Origin of the sequence: Ensifer sp. BR816 (assembly GCF_000378985.1) — a bacterium.
Lineage (GTDB): Bacteria > Pseudomonadota > Alphaproteobacteria > Rhizobiales > Rhizobiaceae > Sinorhizobium.
The window spans coordinates 3,534,307-3,548,482 of the sequence record NZ_KB905370.1 but is presented as its reverse complement, the minus strand read 5'-3'; the positions used below and the strand labels follow the sequence as shown (position 1 = coordinate 3,548,482).

At 63.3% G+C, this 14,176-nt stretch carries 17 protein-coding genes and 2 pseudogenes; 8 read left to right on the top strand and 11 right to left on the bottom strand.

The annotated features are described in order from the left end of the window. The first annotated feature begins 185 nt into the window (after positions 1–185). The 4 genes from RHIBR816_RS0117035 (at position 186) to RHIBR816_RS39020 (ending at position 2,289) form a co-directional block, all read left to right on the top strand. On the top strand, positions 186–1,127 hold the full coding sequence (locus tag RHIBR816_RS0117035) for a DUF2493 domain-containing protein (RefSeq protein ID WP_018237784.1): 942 nt from the start codon (positions 186–188) through the stop codon (positions 1,125–1,127). An 83-nt stretch (positions 1,128–1,210) separates the two neighbouring features. Then, positions 1,211–1,477, top strand: a complete 267-nt coding sequence (locus RHIBR816_RS0117030; RefSeq protein WP_026187103.1) for a type II toxin-antitoxin system Phd/YefM family antitoxin — start codon at positions 1,211–1,213, stop codon at positions 1,475–1,477. Beyond that, entirely contained in the window at positions 1,474–1,872 is a 399-nt protein-coding gene (locus tag RHIBR816_RS0117025) for a type II toxin-antitoxin system VapC family toxin (protein ID WP_018237782.1), read from the top strand. The genes RHIBR816_RS0117030 and RHIBR816_RS0117025 overlap by 4 nt, the downstream gene beginning before the upstream one ends. Positions 1,873–1,974: 102 nt before the next feature. Next, positions 1,975–2,289, top strand: a complete 315-nt coding sequence (locus RHIBR816_RS39020; protein WP_018237781.1) for a hypothetical protein — start codon at positions 1,975–1,977, stop codon at positions 2,287–2,289. A gap of 107 nt (positions 2,290–2,396) precedes the next feature. Here RHIBR816_RS39020 and RHIBR816_RS0117015 read toward each other — a convergent pair whose 3' ends face one another. From RHIBR816_RS0117015 to RHIBR816_RS38410, 5 genes are all read right to left on the bottom strand, one after another. Next, complete coding sequence (locus RHIBR816_RS0117015) at positions 2,397–2,801, bottom strand: type II toxin-antitoxin system VapC family toxin (RefSeq protein WP_018237780.1); 405 nt, start codon at positions 2,799–2,801, stop codon at positions 2,397–2,399. Beyond that, positions 2,798–3,058 carry an AbrB/MazE/SpoVT family DNA-binding domain-containing protein gene (locus tag RHIBR816_RS0117010; protein WP_018237779.1) on the bottom strand — a complete coding sequence of 87 codons (261 nt, stop codon included), beginning with the start codon at positions 3,056–3,058 and terminating at the stop codon, positions 2,798–2,800. The genes RHIBR816_RS0117015 and RHIBR816_RS0117010 overlap by 4 nt, the downstream gene beginning before the upstream one ends. 77 nt (positions 3,059–3,135) lie before the next feature. Beyond that, a complete protein-coding gene (locus tag RHIBR816_RS0117005; protein ID WP_018237778.1) occupies positions 3,136–3,642 on the bottom strand; it encodes an RES family NAD+ phosphorylase in 507 nt (168 codons plus the stop codon). After that, the gene (locus RHIBR816_RS0117000) at positions 3,639–4,124 is read right to left on the bottom strand and encodes an antitoxin Xre/MbcA/ParS toxin-binding domain-containing protein (protein ID WP_018237777.1); all 486 of its coding nucleotides are present in this window, start codon (positions 4,122–4,124) and stop codon (positions 3,639–3,641) included. Before RHIBR816_RS0117000 ends, RHIBR816_RS0117005 begins: the two co-directional genes overlap by 4 nt. Positions 4,125–4,398: 274 nt before the next feature. After that, a complete protein-coding gene (locus RHIBR816_RS38410; RefSeq protein ID WP_245262605.1) occupies positions 4,399–4,764 on the bottom strand; it encodes a hypothetical protein in 366 nt (121 codons plus the stop codon). Positions 4,765–4,800: 36 nt separating this feature from the next. Here RHIBR816_RS38410 and RHIBR816_RS0116995 point away from each other — a divergent pair, with 36 nt between their 5' ends. The 3 genes from RHIBR816_RS0116995 to RHIBR816_RS37525 all read left to right on the top strand — a co-directional run bounded on the left by RHIBR816_RS0116995 (position 4,801) and on the right by RHIBR816_RS37525 (position 5,948). Beyond that, positions 4,801–5,124 carry a DUF736 family protein gene (locus RHIBR816_RS0116995; protein WP_018237776.1) on the top strand — a complete coding sequence of 108 codons (324 nt, stop codon included), beginning with the start codon at positions 4,801–4,803 and terminating at the stop codon, positions 5,122–5,124. Between the two features lie 346 nt (positions 5,125–5,470). Further along, a complete protein-coding gene (locus tag RHIBR816_RS37980; RefSeq protein WP_018237775.1) occupies positions 5,471–5,638 on the top strand; it encodes a hypothetical protein in 168 nt (55 codons plus the stop codon). A 145-nt stretch (positions 5,639–5,783) separates the two neighbouring features. Next, a complete protein-coding gene (locus RHIBR816_RS37525; protein ID WP_018237774.1) occupies positions 5,784–5,948 on the top strand; it encodes a hypothetical protein in 165 nt (54 codons plus the stop codon). 12 nt (positions 5,949–5,960) lie between these two features. Here the strand turns inward: RHIBR816_RS37525 and traG are convergent, their stop codons facing one another. The 6 genes and pseudogenes from traG to RHIBR816_RS36015 all read right to left on the bottom strand — a co-directional run bounded on the left by traG (position 5,961) and on the right by RHIBR816_RS36015 (position 9,236). Next, on the bottom strand, positions 5,961–7,871 hold the full coding sequence (gene traG / locus RHIBR816_RS0116980; protein ID WP_018237773.1) for a Ti-type conjugative transfer system protein TraG: 1,911 nt from the start codon (positions 7,869–7,871) through the stop codon (positions 5,961–5,963). Further along, the gene (locus tag RHIBR816_RS0116975) at positions 7,868–8,101 is read right to left on the bottom strand and encodes a conjugal transfer protein TraD (protein ID WP_018237772.1); all 234 of its coding nucleotides are present in this window, start codon (positions 8,099–8,101) and stop codon (positions 7,868–7,870) included. Before RHIBR816_RS0116975 ends, traG begins: the two co-directional genes overlap by 4 nt. Beyond that, positions 8,091–8,378, bottom strand: a complete 288-nt coding sequence (locus RHIBR816_RS0116970; protein WP_018237771.1) for a TraC family protein — start codon at positions 8,376–8,378, stop codon at positions 8,091–8,093. Before RHIBR816_RS0116970 ends, RHIBR816_RS0116975 begins: the two co-directional genes overlap by 11 nt. 158 nt (positions 8,379–8,536) lie before the next feature. After that, positions 8,537–8,746, bottom strand: a pseudogene (locus RHIBR816_RS0116965) (Ti-type conjugative transfer system protein TraG); the annotation flags it as partial. Then, on the bottom strand, positions 8,737–8,976 hold the full coding sequence (locus RHIBR816_RS0116960) for a conjugal transfer protein TraD (RefSeq protein WP_018237769.1): 240 nt from the start codon (positions 8,974–8,976) through the stop codon (positions 8,737–8,739). The gene RHIBR816_RS0116960 and the pseudogene RHIBR816_RS0116965, both read right to left, overlap by 10 nt. Further along, positions 8,966–9,236: pseudogene (locus RHIBR816_RS36015) on the bottom strand (TraC family protein). The gene RHIBR816_RS0116960 and the pseudogene RHIBR816_RS36015 overlap by 11 nt, the downstream one beginning before the upstream one ends. Before the next feature lie 163 nt (positions 9,237–9,399). Here RHIBR816_RS36015 and traA point away from each other — a divergent pair. Continuing rightward, positions 9,400–14,019 (top strand): Ti-type conjugative transfer relaxase TraA, encoded by a 4,620-nt coding sequence (gene traA, locus RHIBR816_RS0116950; protein ID WP_018237767.1) that lies wholly within the window; start codon positions 9,400–9,402, stop codon positions 14,017–14,019. Positions 14,020–14,176: the final 157 nt, after the last annotated feature.

Sequence of the window (14,176 nt, the reverse complement as noted above, 5' to 3'; positions counted from 1 at the left end):
AACCGGTTCCCACTTTTCGGGCCGATGCGGAAGCCGGCGCTTCTCGCGGGTCAAGAAACCCTCCCTCCGCCGCCCGGCGCTCACGCTGGGCCGCTTCGCTTCGCTCGCGGTTCCGGCCCGCCGGCGCATGGACAGGGATCGCCGTCAGGCCGCGAGAGGCGCGGCCCAAACCGACGGAGACCATCATGAACCTCACTCTTCCCATCGACGACGCCTTCGAGCCCCATCACGCTTCTTCCCCGACCGACCGCTTCGTCTACGAGATGCAGATCCATGGCCATCGCCCCTTCCAGGACGAGCCGGACCCGCGGCCGCTGCCCGAGGAGCCGATCGTCCAGTCGGCGCTGACCGCCATCTTCGACGCTCTGTTCGAGATGCTCGGCGACACGCGGCTGGAGCCCGACCTCGAAGATCTGCTCTGGTCGACGGTCAACCTCTTCCATCGTGCCGGCGAACGCATCCAGCGCGAGCTTCAGCGCAACGAGGATGGTCAGCGCAATGGTCAGCGCGAGCAGGACGGCTCGGAAGTCAAAAGCGTCGAGCTGGAGCGCCTGATCGCCGAAGGCATCACCCTCCTCGAGCGCCGCAACGCCTTCGAGTTCATGCGCGACTATGCGGCCGACCTTTTCGAAGCCCAAACCGGATCGGCATGGCGGCCGCGCACCGGCTCCAAGGTCAGCCACGCCAACATGACCGCGGCAATGATCGACTCCAGGGATTTCCTGTCCGCCCGCCGCCGCACTGAGACCGAGGTCTTGATCCCGGCCGGCACCAAGATCGCCTTTGGCGGCGGCATCGACTACAACGACCATGAGCGGATCTGGGCGAAGCTCGACCAGGCTCTCGCCAAATATCCCGACATGGTGCTGCTGCATGGCGGCTCGCCGAAGGGAGCGGAACGCATTGCCGCCTGCTGGGCCGAAGCCCGTAAGGTGACGCAGATCGCCTTCAAGCCGAACTGGACGAAGCACGCCAAGGCGGCACCCTTCCGGCGCAACGACGACATGCTTTCGGTCATGCCCGCCGGCGTCGTCATCTTTCCCGGCTCCGGCATCACCGGCAATCTCGGCGACAAGGCCCGCCGCCTCGGTATCCCGGTCTGGCAGCTCGCGGGAGATGGCGCGTGAGCGCCATCCCTCCACACGGCGCGAGGCGGTGCTTGCATTTCCTGAAAATTGTGTACACATTTCCCCTTGAATGGAGCTTCGCCATGCCTCAGTCCCGGCAACAGACATCATCGCCCCGCCGTGTCGGCGTGCGGGAATTTCGCGGCAACTTGACGTCCTTCCTCAAGCAGGTCGAAGACGGGCAGAGGTTCGTCCTGACGTCCCATCACAAGGTTGTTGCGGAAATCGGACCGCCGTCGTCGGACATCGTCACGCGGAAACCTGGCGCGTTGCGCGGAAAGATCAAAGTTCCCGATGACTTCGACAGTCTGCCGGCGGATGTTCTGAAGTCCATGGAAGATGGGACGTGAGGCTGCTGCTCGATACGCATGCCTTGTTGTGGTGGCTGAACGACGACGAAAAGCTCGGGAATCATGCGCGCCGCCTTATCGGCGATCCCGAGAACGACGTCCTCGTCAGTGCTGTTTCCCTTTGGGAAATCACCGTGAAGCTCAGGATCGGCAAACTTGATGCCGATATAGAAGAGATTCTCGCGATCTTACCGGATCAGGGATTCGACCGGCTGGATATCACCGATGCGCATTTGATCGCTCTCGCTGCACTTCCGCTTCATCATCGCGATCCCTTCGATCATCTCCTCATGGCGCAAGCCGTGGCCGAGGGAGCGCATTTCGTTTCGCAGGATCAAAATGTCGCGCTCTATGGCATTCCGTTCGTGATTTGCTCGGATTCTGCTGATCTGTGATTTCCGACGGGGCGTGGTTTCTATGAAGGAGCCGCCGCCCCGAGCGCTCGCGCCGCGCGCTTGCCTTGGCGGATTTGCTTGGCTCGAACCGCGCCTGCTCAGATGATTGGGCGCGGGTGGACGAGTGGGGAAAGAGCACTCACTCGATTCCATGCGAACAGCTTCAGGCACGGGATTCGTATTGATGGCGGGCGTGCCAGGCCGCCCGAAGACGTCAACGCCGTGCTCGGCTATGAGCGCTTCCTTGAAATCATGTCGGACAGAGAGGACCTCGAACACGGAGATACCAAGCGGTGGTGTGGTGGGCATTTCGATCCCGAATGGTTCGCTCTCGCGGTCGTGGACAAGGATGTGCGCAACGCACTCCACCCGAATGTGAAGCGCCGGCTGTATCAGCCAAAGCCGGAGGCAGCATAGAGCATTGCAACGCCACGCCGGCCGCATCATTCCGCTGTTAGCATTTGACCTTGACGGTCAAAGACAATGTTGCGGATTCCCTTAAGCGGCCCCGAACCAGCCAGGGTTCAAAGCGACCAATCCTCCACCCGCAGGTTCTCAACCCTGTTGAACTCGCCGACATTGTTGGTAACGAGTATCAGTCCGCGGGCTTTCGCCTGTCCTGCGATCAGCACGTCATAGGGGCCGATGGGCGTCCCCTTCGCGGCAAGGGCCGCCCGTATTTCGCCCGCGACAAAGGCATCGCTCTGGTCAAAGTCGAGGATCGGAAAATCCGCCAGCAACAAACGCAGGGTTTCGAGGTTGTGTTGGACCTTCGTGCTCTTCTGAGCTCCAAAATAGAGCTCATACGCGACGACCGACGGCAGGCCGATACTGCCCTGAGGGCTATGGAGTACACGGCTGACCAATGCATCCGACTTGCGGCCGATCAGGGCAATGACGGCGTTTGTGTCGAGAAGATGCGAGATCACCCAAACACCGCGTCGAGCTCCGGCCGATCCTGCTGTTCCGGCTGCTCGCGCCCGCTCTCCATGAAGTCTTCACTCATGCCGCGGGCCAGCGCTGCCTTCAGCGACGACCACGGCTCGCCCTCCTCGACATGCGGGCGGAGAATAAGAGCATCGCCCTCCTGCGTGATCTCCACGCGCTCGGCGTTGAAGCGGAATTCTTTCGGCAGGCGGACGGCCTGGGAGTTTCCTGATTGGAATACCCGTGCAAGATAGGGCATGGCCGTCTCCTTTGTATATACTGAGATGTATATACGGTCTTTCGACCCTCAGTTCAAGAAGGGCCGCGATCCGGGCATCATGCCGCTGGGGGGTGCAGCCTTGTATCGAGGGCGAAAGCCTCCTGGAATTTCAGGGCGTAGGAGCCTGGCGCGCCGCCTGCGAGAAAAATCAGGTTCCAGCTATGTGGCGATACCGCGCTCGGGATCGCCACAAATCGGTGGCGTCGGAGCAGATCGTCGCCGAAGGTTTGCTGTCCCGCGCCGGGAATGCCCGGGCGGAGCCAATTGGGATTGGGCACAGTTCCAGGATCGACGACATGGACATTAGCGGCATCCGCAATAACAGCCGCCGTCAAGGTGTGCGCCACCGTGTCGAGTGCCCGAAACCCCTTGTGGACCGCGACCTCGAGGATTGCCGTCGCGGGATCGAGCGAGCAGTAGACTGTGCGAACACCCTTGCTGTTCCAGCGGCCGCCGACCCGATAGGCGCCTTCGCCACTATCCCATGTCGGCGCGTGGACGGCTTGATCGAGCCGCCACGCGATGAGCTCGGTCCCGCCGAGCCCAATTGGCAAAGGGGTCATGCATAGACGCCGTATTCGAGACGGTCGAGATGATCCTCAATCAGTTCGACGCCGGCGGGCGTCCCGAGAAGATCGATCGGACGGCGCTGATCGAGCCCGATCGCCGGGCGCTCGAGCCATTGCTCGGCTTCAGCCTGCGATCCGAAGATATCTGTTGCCTTTGCGAGTATCTCCGCGAACTTCCATGCGCGACCGCTCTGTTCCTGGCTGAGCGGCTTGGAGGGTGTGTCCTTCCGCCGCTGCCAGGTGCGCAAACTCATGCCCACGGCCTTTTCGAGCGAGTCCGTTTTGCCGATGATGACCAGATGCCCGACAAGATGATCCAGCGCCGAGGCCGGCAGGCCGCGCAAAAGCAGTTCATGCGCATCGAGAGGGCTGGTCAGGCTGCGCGCGAGCACGCGGGCACCGCCGAGCAGCGCCGCCACCTTCTGCAATTCGCCGGTCGGTGATTCCGGGATAATTTTCTCTGCCGCGTTGGCCATGGGATCATCTCCGCGTCATATGTCGCTTTATATATGACAGGTGACGCGGCTGATTTCAAGGTTGGGGATTTCGCTGATGAAGCCAGCCCCCATTGCCGTAGCCGCTCGTGTGCCAATGGCGGTGTGCCTGTTGAACACCGGAGCCTCGGATGGCCGACTGGTGGTGTGTGGGTTGGCCAAAGGTCGCGTCCTGATGCCGGCGGTCAACCGTTGCACCTGGTATTGCGGCAGGATCGGCAGGTGGCAAGGCGATCGCCGCACCGACCTCGCGGCATCACGAGGGATGATGATGCGGGCAGCGAATGGAGTTCATCGCTTGCCGCGGCTGGGCACGGGGCGAGGGGCACAGCGGTGACCCGCCCGGCGAAGCAGCGTTCCAGGGTGCGCGGACGATGTCCGGCAGCGCTGAACCGGGCGGCTTTGGTGGTTTGTCGCGGCCTTCAGTTGCCCCGAACCATTCCCGTTTTATGTCGCTCGTATAGACGACCGCCTGCTTTTGCGGCCAACCCCTGACGGGGTAAGACTCGCCCGAAATTTTTGCAAAATTCGATTTGGGTTCTTCTGTCCTGGCGGAAATAGAATTTTGCAAAATTTTCGGCCGAGCTGACCGCAGCAGGTCGGCCGTCTCTTCGTGCGCCATCGGGAATGGTCCCGAGCAACCGAAGGAGACAGAACCATGGCCACCACGATCGCAACGCTCACGCAGAAGACCGACGGCATCCTCGAAGGCGTCTTCGCCACCATCCGGGTCAACGCCCCGATCGCCATCGTCCCGAACGCAAGCAAGTCGAGCGAAGAAGCCCCCGACTACCGCGTCATCCACCGCAAGACCGGCTTCGAGATCGGCGCAGGCTGGAACCGCATCGCCCGCCAGACCGGCGAGGAATACCTCTCGGTGAAGATCGAGGCCCCCGAGATCGGCGTGATCTTCGGCAACCTCGCACCGGCACCCGGCGGCGATCCGAGCAAGAAAGTGATCCTCTGGAACAATCCGAACTGAAGAGCAAATCGAGCGGCCCCGAGCGATCGGGGCCGCCTTCGCTGTTTCGCGGTTTGATCGTTGCGGGAGCATCGGGAGCGAAACCGGGCATCGAGCCCATTTTCGCTCCTCCGGTCGTGCCACACGAGACCAAGGACTGTCTGCTCAGATACCCGATTCTGCCGTGAGGCTCGTGCCGCTTCAAGGACGGCGGCCCCTCCAATTTTCAGCCGCCGCCCTGAAGGGCGCCATCAGAAAACCGGTTCCTCCGCTCGCCGGCTCCGCCGGTCGCTGACGCCATCCTTGACCCGGCCCGATCCTCACGACCCCGGGCGTCATCTTTCACATCATCAAGGAGATGACGACGATGACGATTGCACTCGAGATCCAGCTTGAAGAACTGCGCCGCGAACTGGCCAATGCCGATCCGACCGAGCGCTGCCAGATCGAAGCGGAGCTGGAGATCGCTCAGGCCGAACTGGCGGTAGCGATCGCTGAACAGGAAGGCACCATCAACGCCGCGCCGCCCTTCTGAGGGCGGGGTTTGCCTTCTAGCCTGGGTCGGCGCGCCGGATCGACCGGCGCCCCGACCCGAAGCTTAAGCTTCGTACCCACGATCACCGGCAAGGATCAGAAACGCTTCGCAGGGGCAGCCTTCAAACCATGGTTCGGCGTCGGACATGCGTTCGGTCTATAGCCGCGCGCCCGTTTCGACCATCTACAACCCTTCCAGCCGTCACATCGACCTGCTTGCAGCCCGCAAGGCGATTGACGAGGCCCTGTCGGTCATGAACGCCACGAAATGGCCGACGAATGCCGATTACGACCTGGCAGAGAACGCCTGAACCTTTGCGGGTCTATTTGACAAACCGATTGGCCTTCGCCTCCTCCTTCATGTCCTTTCGCCGGAAGTAGATCGCCCGGCCGCAGCGGATGGGGCTATGGCCCTGGACGATGATGATCTGCTCGTCCTTGCGCATCGACTGCGTGATCTCGTGCGGCATGATCAGCGGCCGGCGCTGGAAGTTGACGCTCTCGGATTTCCGCGATGCGTTGTTCTTCGTGTCCCAGCCGATGTTGCGGGAACTGCCCTTCACCTCCACCGTCATCTCGCCGCATTGCGCCGAGACGTTGCGCGCGGTGTCGAGCGCCTTGATGGCAGCATAGGAGGCGAAGGCGCAACCATCGATCCACGATGTCGCGCCATCCTTCCCGAAATGCCGCTCAAGCTGGCCGACGGACTGATACATCAGCATCATCGAGATCCCGTACTTTCGGCCGCGGTCGCGCGCCTCCTCCAGCACCCGCATGTAGCCGAGAAGATCGACCTCATCGAGTATGAACAGCGCCCGGCGCTGGAACTCGCCATCGGCCTGCACCATGGCGTTGATCAGCGAGCCGATGATCACCCGGCCGATGCCCGGATAGGAGCGCAGGATCGATGCCGGGATGTTGAGGAACACGTCCTTCCTGCCCGAAACGATGTCGCTCGATTTGAACGCATTGCCGCAGACGAGCGCCGCGTAACTCTCGAGCGACAGCCACTGCGTATCTTTCGATGCGGTCGAATAGACGCCGCTGAAGGTCTGCTCGGTCATGTTGGTGAAGACGCCGAGCGTTTCCCGTATGAAGGCCGAAGCGGAATGCTCCTGAATGTCGCGGAGCATGGCGAGCACCGAGGGCTCAGGCTCCGAGACGATCTGGCGGAGACTGCGCAAGGTCCGCCGTCCCTCATAGTCCGGTGAGAGCATCACATGCGCCAGCAAACCGGTCAGGAGATTGTGGGCCTGGTTCTGGAAATAGGAACCGGTCGAGCTTTCGAAGCGCACGCTCTCCGACAGCAGCATATGCGCAATGCCGACAATGTCCTCTTCCTTTTGCTTCGACGTCTCGATTCCGTCGAGCACGTTGAAGCCCATGATCGGGTTCGTCGGATCGAGCACCATGACCTCGCGCCCGAGCACGCGGGTACGATGCTCGACCACCATCGGGGCGACCTCGGTGGAAGGATCAAGGCAGATCAGTGGCCCGCGGTAGCGTAGCGCGGTCGGCACCACATTGCTGGTGGTCTTGTATCCACCCGACCCGGCGAAAAACAGCATGTGGGTGGAATCGAAATCCTGTTTATAGGTGAGCAACGGCGCCTTGCCGCCTTGTCCCCAGGTCGCCGGATCGTTCGGATCGAAGGGCAGCTGGTGGACGATTTCCTTGTCGACCCTGTAGCGCTCGCCGACGGCGATTTCGCCGTCCGTCGGAAACAGCTTTCCGGCAGCAGACATCGAAAGCCAGTCCGCGTCCCCGAAGGTTCCGCGCTTGGCGCGCGTCACGGGATCGGGCACGACGGTCGAGATCCGCGCGGCAACCGCCACCGCCATGAAGCCCACGAGCGCGCCGATGACGGCGACGAAATCCAGATAGGAAAGCGCCTGGCTCCATGTGACCGCACCGCTCTCGACAGAAGGGGCGAGCCTGCCGAATTCGCGCAGCGCATAGAACCCGACGACCGCCAGAAAGCACATGAGACTCACTATCGCCACCGGCCTTCGCCGGTGCAATGGCAATGCCCATACACTCAAGAGCCCCGCGAGCGGCCCGAACAGAAGCGCCGGTACGGGTGCGGCCCGCAGGAACCAATAGGCCGTCTTGCCCGACATGCCGGCGGCCAGTTCCTGCCACCGCCAGCCGACCACGTAGGCGGCGAAAGCAGTGACAGTGAGCGGCACCAGAACGAGCAACAGGCTCGGATGCGTTTTTGCTGATCGGCTCATTCAGCCGCCTCCGCGATGCGTCGGGATCCGTCATCGACCGTGGGCATCTTGAACGCCGCTTCGCCGATATCGCGCATGCGCCGATACTCCAACGAGCCCGGGGCGATTCTTGCCAGTTCGAGAAAACCTCCGAGCAGGAAGGCCCGGTCGGCGTTCGTGAGGCCTGCCCTGACGACGATGCCGCCGAGCAGGAATTTCTCGCGCGCCTCGCGCTTGCGCTCAGCTGTCATGAGAAACCTCCGCCGTCGCTCCAGTGCCACCAGTTGGCGGTCGACGCGCCGGAGCAGTTGGGCCAGAAGCCCCCTTTTTCTCCCCTTTGCGAAATCGCGCGGCGATCTCCTCGACGATGCGATCGACCTCCTCGTCGGCGATCTCCATTTCCGCCAGTCCCGATTTCGTGGCGGCCCGCGCAAAGCGCTCGGCGGACTTGGCGATCATCGCGCGTCTGCGCTCGCGTAGCTTCTCGATCTGGGAGTCGATGTCGGTGATCGACGATTTTGCAGCCATTCCGGCGTCCTTTCCTGTCGGCGCAATCTCAACAAATCGATTATACTGTCTAGTGAGAGGCAGTCAAATGGGCAATCTCGTTTCAATCAGAACACGTCGCGGCAAGAATTCCGGCACTTGCCGGAGAAGCGGCATCGGCCTGGCAGGCCGATCGGTTGGAGGGTCCACACACTCAAGAGCCCCGCGAGCGGCCCGAATAGAAGCGCCGGCACGGGTGCCGCCCGTAGGAACCAATAGGCCGTCTTGCCCGACATGCCGGCGGCCAGTTCCTGCCACCGCCAGCCGACGACATAGGCGGCGAAAGCCGTGACAGCGAGCGGCGCCAGAACGAGCAACAGGCTCGGATGCGGTCGCGCCTTCAGTGCCATTCCGCTGTCTCCCGGGTTCGCGCCTCAGCCGCATCCGGCGACGGCGCCTTGAACGCGGCCTCGCCGATATCGCGCATGCGCCGATACTCCAACGAGCCCGGGGCGATTTTTGCCAGTTCGAGAAAACCTCCGAGCAGGAAGGCCCGGTCGGCGTTCGTGAGGCCTGCCCTGACGACGATGCCGCCGAGCAGGAATTTCTCGCGCGCCTCGCGCTTGCGCTCAGCTGTCATGAGAAACCTCCGCCGTCGCTCCAGTGCCACCAGTTGGCGGTCGACGCGCCGGAGCAGTTGGGCCAGAAGCCCCCTTTTTCTCCCCTTTGCGAAATCGCGCGGCGATCTCCTCGACGATGCGATCGACCTCCTCGTCGGCGATCTCCATTTCCGCCAGTCCCGATTTCGTGGCGGCCCCGCGCAAAGCGCTCGGCGGACTTGGCGATCATCGCGCGTCTGCGCTCGCGTAGCTTCTCGATCTGGGAGTCGAGGATTTGCAGCCATTCCGGCGTCCTTTCCTACCGATGCAATCTCAAAAGCAATTATACTGTCTAGTGAAGGGCAGTAAAATGGACTATTTTGTTGCAATGAGAGCAGGCCGATCGGTTTGATGGCGCAATATACGTCGCTCACGCGACGTGCTTGGACCATGCGGAGACGTCAGTGGCGATCATGTTCGTCAGAGCGCAGATGATCAGCAGGGGAGCGGGACGCAGCATCGTCTCGGCCGCCGCCTATCGCCATCGCGCCCGGATGATGGACGAGCAGGCTGGAACGTCTTTCAGCTATCGTGGCGGATCGCGGGAGCTGGTGCACGAGGAGCTGGCGCTGCCTAATCAGATCCCCGCCTGGCTGACGACGGCAATCGACGGCCAATCCGTCGCCAGGGCGAGCGAGGCGCTCTGGAATGCGCTCGATGCGTTCGAGACGCGTGCGGACGCGCAGCTTGCCCGCGAGCTGATCATCGCGCTGCCGGAAGAGCTGACACGGGCGGAGAACATTGCCCTTGTCCGTGAGTTCGTCCGAGACAGTTTCACGTCGAAGGGAATGGTGGCCGACTGGGTCTATCACGACAAGGACGGCAATCCGCACATCCATCTGATGACGACGCTGCGTCCCCTGACCGAGAAGGGGTTCGGGCCGAAGAAGGTTCCTGTGCTTGGCGAAGACGGCAAGCCGCTACGCGTCGTCACGCCCGACCGGCCGAACGGCAAGATCGTCTACAGACTCTGGGCCGGCGACAAGGAAACGATGAAGGCCTGGAAGATCGCCTGGGCGGAAACGGCGAACCGTCATCTGGCGCTGGCCGGCCATGAGGTCCGCCTGGATGGTCGCTCCTATGCCGAACAGGGTCTCGACGGCATCGCGCAAAAACATCTCGGCCCGGAAAAGGCGGCGCTCGCCCGCAAGGGCGTCGAGATGTATTTCGCGCCGGCCGATCTCGCCCGCCGGCAGGAGATGGCCGACCGGCTGCTTGCCGAGCCTAAGCTTCTGTTGAAGCAGCTCGGCAACGAACGCTCGACTTTCGACGAGAAGGATATCGCCAAGGCGCTGCATCGTTACGTCGACGATCCCGTCGACTTCGCCAATATCCGGGCACGCCTGATGGCGTCGGACGAACTGGTCACGCTCAGGCCGCAGCGGCTCGACGCTGAGACCGGCAAGGCGTCGGAACCGGCGGTGTTCACCACACGCGAAATCCTGCGCATCGAATATGACATGGCGCGGTCGGCTGAGGTTCTATCGGAGCGTAAGGGCTTTGGCGTCTCCGGCGCCAGAGTCGCTGCAGCGATCAAACGCGTCGAAACGGCCGATCCGGCAAAACCCTTCAAGCTCGATGCGGAACAGGTCGACGCGGTTCGCCATGTCACCGGCGACTGTGGTATCGCTGCCGTTGTCGGTCTTGCCGGCGCCGGCAAGTCGACGCTGCTTGCCGCAGCGCGCGTCGCCTGGGAAAGCGAAGGCCGGCGGGTGATTGGCGCAGCCCTTGCCGGCAAGGCGGCCGAGGGGCTGGAGGACAGTTCCGGCATCCGGTCGCGCACGCTCGCATCCTGGGAAATCGCCTGGGCGGGCGGGCGTGAGACACTCCATCACGGCGATGTGCTTGTCGTCGACGAGGCCGGAATGGTGTCCTCACAGCAGATGGCCCGCGTCCTGAAGGCCGTGGAAGACGCGGGCGCAAAAGCGGTGCTCGTCGGCGACGCCATGCAGCTTCAGCCGATCCAGGCCGGTGCTGCCTTCCGGGCGATTTCGGAGCGTGTCGGCTTTGCGGAACTTGCCGGGGTCCGGCGTCAGCGCGATGCGTGGGCGCGCGATGTCTCGCGGCTCTTCGCCCGCGGCAAGGTGGAGGAGGGGCTCGACGCCTATGCCTCGCATGGTCGTCTGGTCGAAGCGGAAACACGTGCGGACATCATCAATCGCATCGTTTCCGACTGGACCGATGCCCGCAAACAGGCGATCGAGAAATCTGTCTCCCACGGAAACGATGGCCGGCTTCGCGGCGACGAGCTGCTCGTTCTTGCCCACACCAATGACGACGTCCGCAAGCTGAACGAGGCGCTGCGCAGGGTCATGACGGATGACGGCGCACTCAGCGACGGACGGTCATTCCAAACAGCGCGGGGCGCGCGGGAGTTTGCCGCCGGCGATCGGATCATCTTCCTCGAAAACGCCCGCTTCGTCGAACCGCGCGCGCGGCGTCTCGGGCCGCAGTATGTCAAGAACGGCATGCTCGGTACGGTCGTTTCCACCGGTGACAAGCGGGGCGATGCGCTGGTGTCGGTGCGTCTCGACAATGGCCGTGACGTCGTCATCGGCGAGGCGAGTTACAGCAATGTCGATCACGGCTATGCCGCGACGATACACAAGTCGCAAGGGTCGACCGTCGACCGGACTTTCGTGCTCGCCACCGGCATGATGGACCAGCACCTGACCTATGTGGCGATGACCCGGCATCGCGACCGTGCCGATCTCTATGCGGCGAAGGAGGATTTCGAGGCAAAGCCGGAATGGGGTCGAAAGCCGCGCGTCAATCATGCGGCCGGCGTTACCGGCGAACTGGTGGAAGAAGGAATGGCGAAGTTCCGGCCCGATGACGACGATGCCAAGGAAAGCCCCTATGCCGATGTCAGGACGGACGACGGAGCGGTTCATCGTGTCTGGGGTGTGAGCCTGCCGAAGGCGCTCGAGGATGCCGGCGTCTCGCAAGGAGATACGGTCATGCTCCGAAAGGACGGTGTCGAGAAGGTCAAGGTCGAGGTTTCCGTTGTCGACGCGGAAACCGGTCAAAAGCGTTTCGAGGCACGGGAAGTCGACCGGAACGTCTGGACAGCGAAGCAGCTCGAAACCGCCGAGACCCGCCAGGAGAGGATCGAGCGGGAAAGCCATCGGCCGGAACTGTTCAGTGAGCTTGTCGAGCGCCTTGGGCGATCCGGCGCCAAGACGACGACGCTCGATTTCGAAAGCGAGGCCGGTTACCGGGCGCATGCACAGGACTTCGCGCGACGGCGCGGCATCGACGCGCTCGCCGAGGTCGCGGCCGGGATGGAAGAGAGCGTTTCCCGGCGGCTGGCGTGGGTTGCGGAGAAGAAGGCGCAGGTGGCGAAGCTCTGGGAGAGGGCGAGCGTGGCGCTCGGTTTTGCGATCGAACGGGAGCGGCGCGTTTCCTATCATGAGGATCGCGCGGAAACGCTCTCTGAGGGAACCGCAGCCGATGGGCGCTATCTGATCCCGCCCACCACCGCATTCGCCCGAAGCGTCGATGAGGACGCACGCCGCGCGCAGCTTTCGTTGCCGTGGTGGAAGGAGCGGGAATACATCCTTCGTCCGCTGCTCGCAAAGATCTATCGCGATCCGGAGGCCGCCTTGCCAGTGGTGAACGCGCTCGCTTCAGATGCCAGCATCGAGCCCCGCACGCTTGCGGGCGATCTTGCCAAAGCGCCGGATCGGCTCGGCCGCCTGCGCGGGTCCGATAACATCGTCGAGGGACGGGCAGCGCGCGACGAGCGCGACGTTGCCATGACGGCGTTCAGGGACTTGCTGCCCTTGGTCCGCGCGCATGCGACCGAGTTTCGCCGGAACTCTGACCGGTTCCGCGAGCGCGAGCAGACGCGCCGTGCCTATATGTCCTTGTCGATCCCGGCGATCTCGAGACAGGCGATGGCACGTCTCATGGACATCGAGGCGGTGCGAAGCCGAGGTGGCGGCGACGCCTGGAAGACCGCCTTCGCTCTTGCCGCCGAGGATCGCTCGCTTGTGCAGGAGGTGAAGGCGGTGAGCGATGCCTTGACCGCCCGCTTCGGCTGGAGGGCCTTCACCGCGAAAGCCGATGCGATTGCCGAGCGCAACGTATCTGAGCGCATGCCGGAGGATCTGACGGATGAACGGCGTGGGAAGCTGACGCGGCTGTTCGAGGCCGTGCGACGCTTTGCCGAGGAGCAGCATCTTGCCGAGCGCAAGGACCGGTCCAAGATCGTTGCCGGCGCAAGCGTCGAGGTCGGCAAGGAGACGATCGCCGCGCTGCCGATGCTTGCTGCGGTGACGGAGTTCAGGACGCCGGTGGACGATGAAGCGCGTCCACGGGCGCTTGCGGCCCAGCACTATGGCCACAATCGCGCCGCTCTCGCCGAGACGGCCACGCGCATCTGGCGCGATCCGGCTGGCGCCGTCGACAGAATAGAGGATCTGATCGTCAAGGGCTTCGCCGCCGAGCGGATCGCGGCCGCCGTCGTCAACGACCCCGCCGCCTATGGCGCGCTCCGCGGCTCCGATCGCCTGATGGACCGGATGCTCGCCGCCGGCCGGGAGCGCAAGGATGCGCTGCAAGCCGTGCCGGAGGCATCCGTCCGGCTGCGCTCGCTCGGCGCGGCCTATATCAGCGCCTTCGATGCCGAGCGCCAGTCCGTCACCGAAGAACGACGGCGCATGGCGATCGCCATTCCCGGATTGTCGCAGGCCGCAGAAGACGCGCTGCGGCAGTTGACAGCGCAGATGAAGAAGAAAGGTAGCAAGCTCGACGTGGCCGCCGGTTCGCTCGACCCGCGGATCGGCCAGGAGTTCGCGGCGGTCAGCCGGGCGCTCGACGAGCGTTTCGGCCGCAAAGCCATCCTGCGCGGCGAAAAGGACGTCACCAATCGCGTACCGCCGGCGCAGCGGCGCGCCTTCGAGGCGATGCACGAGCGGCTGAAGGTCCTGCAGCAGGCCGTCCGCTTGCAGGCAAGCCAGCAAATCATCTCGGAGCGTCAACAGCGCATCATCAACCGTGCGCGCGGTATCACCCGATGAGCATATAAGGAAAGCAGAAGGCGAAGCACATTACGGCGTGATTGTTCGCGCCGACATCGCCATCGAGACCCTCGACCAGGCGCGCGCCAATTTATGGCGCGCGCCTATGACTTCAAAGAGCAGGATGCGCCGCGGTGAAACGCTGCGCGACAAGTGC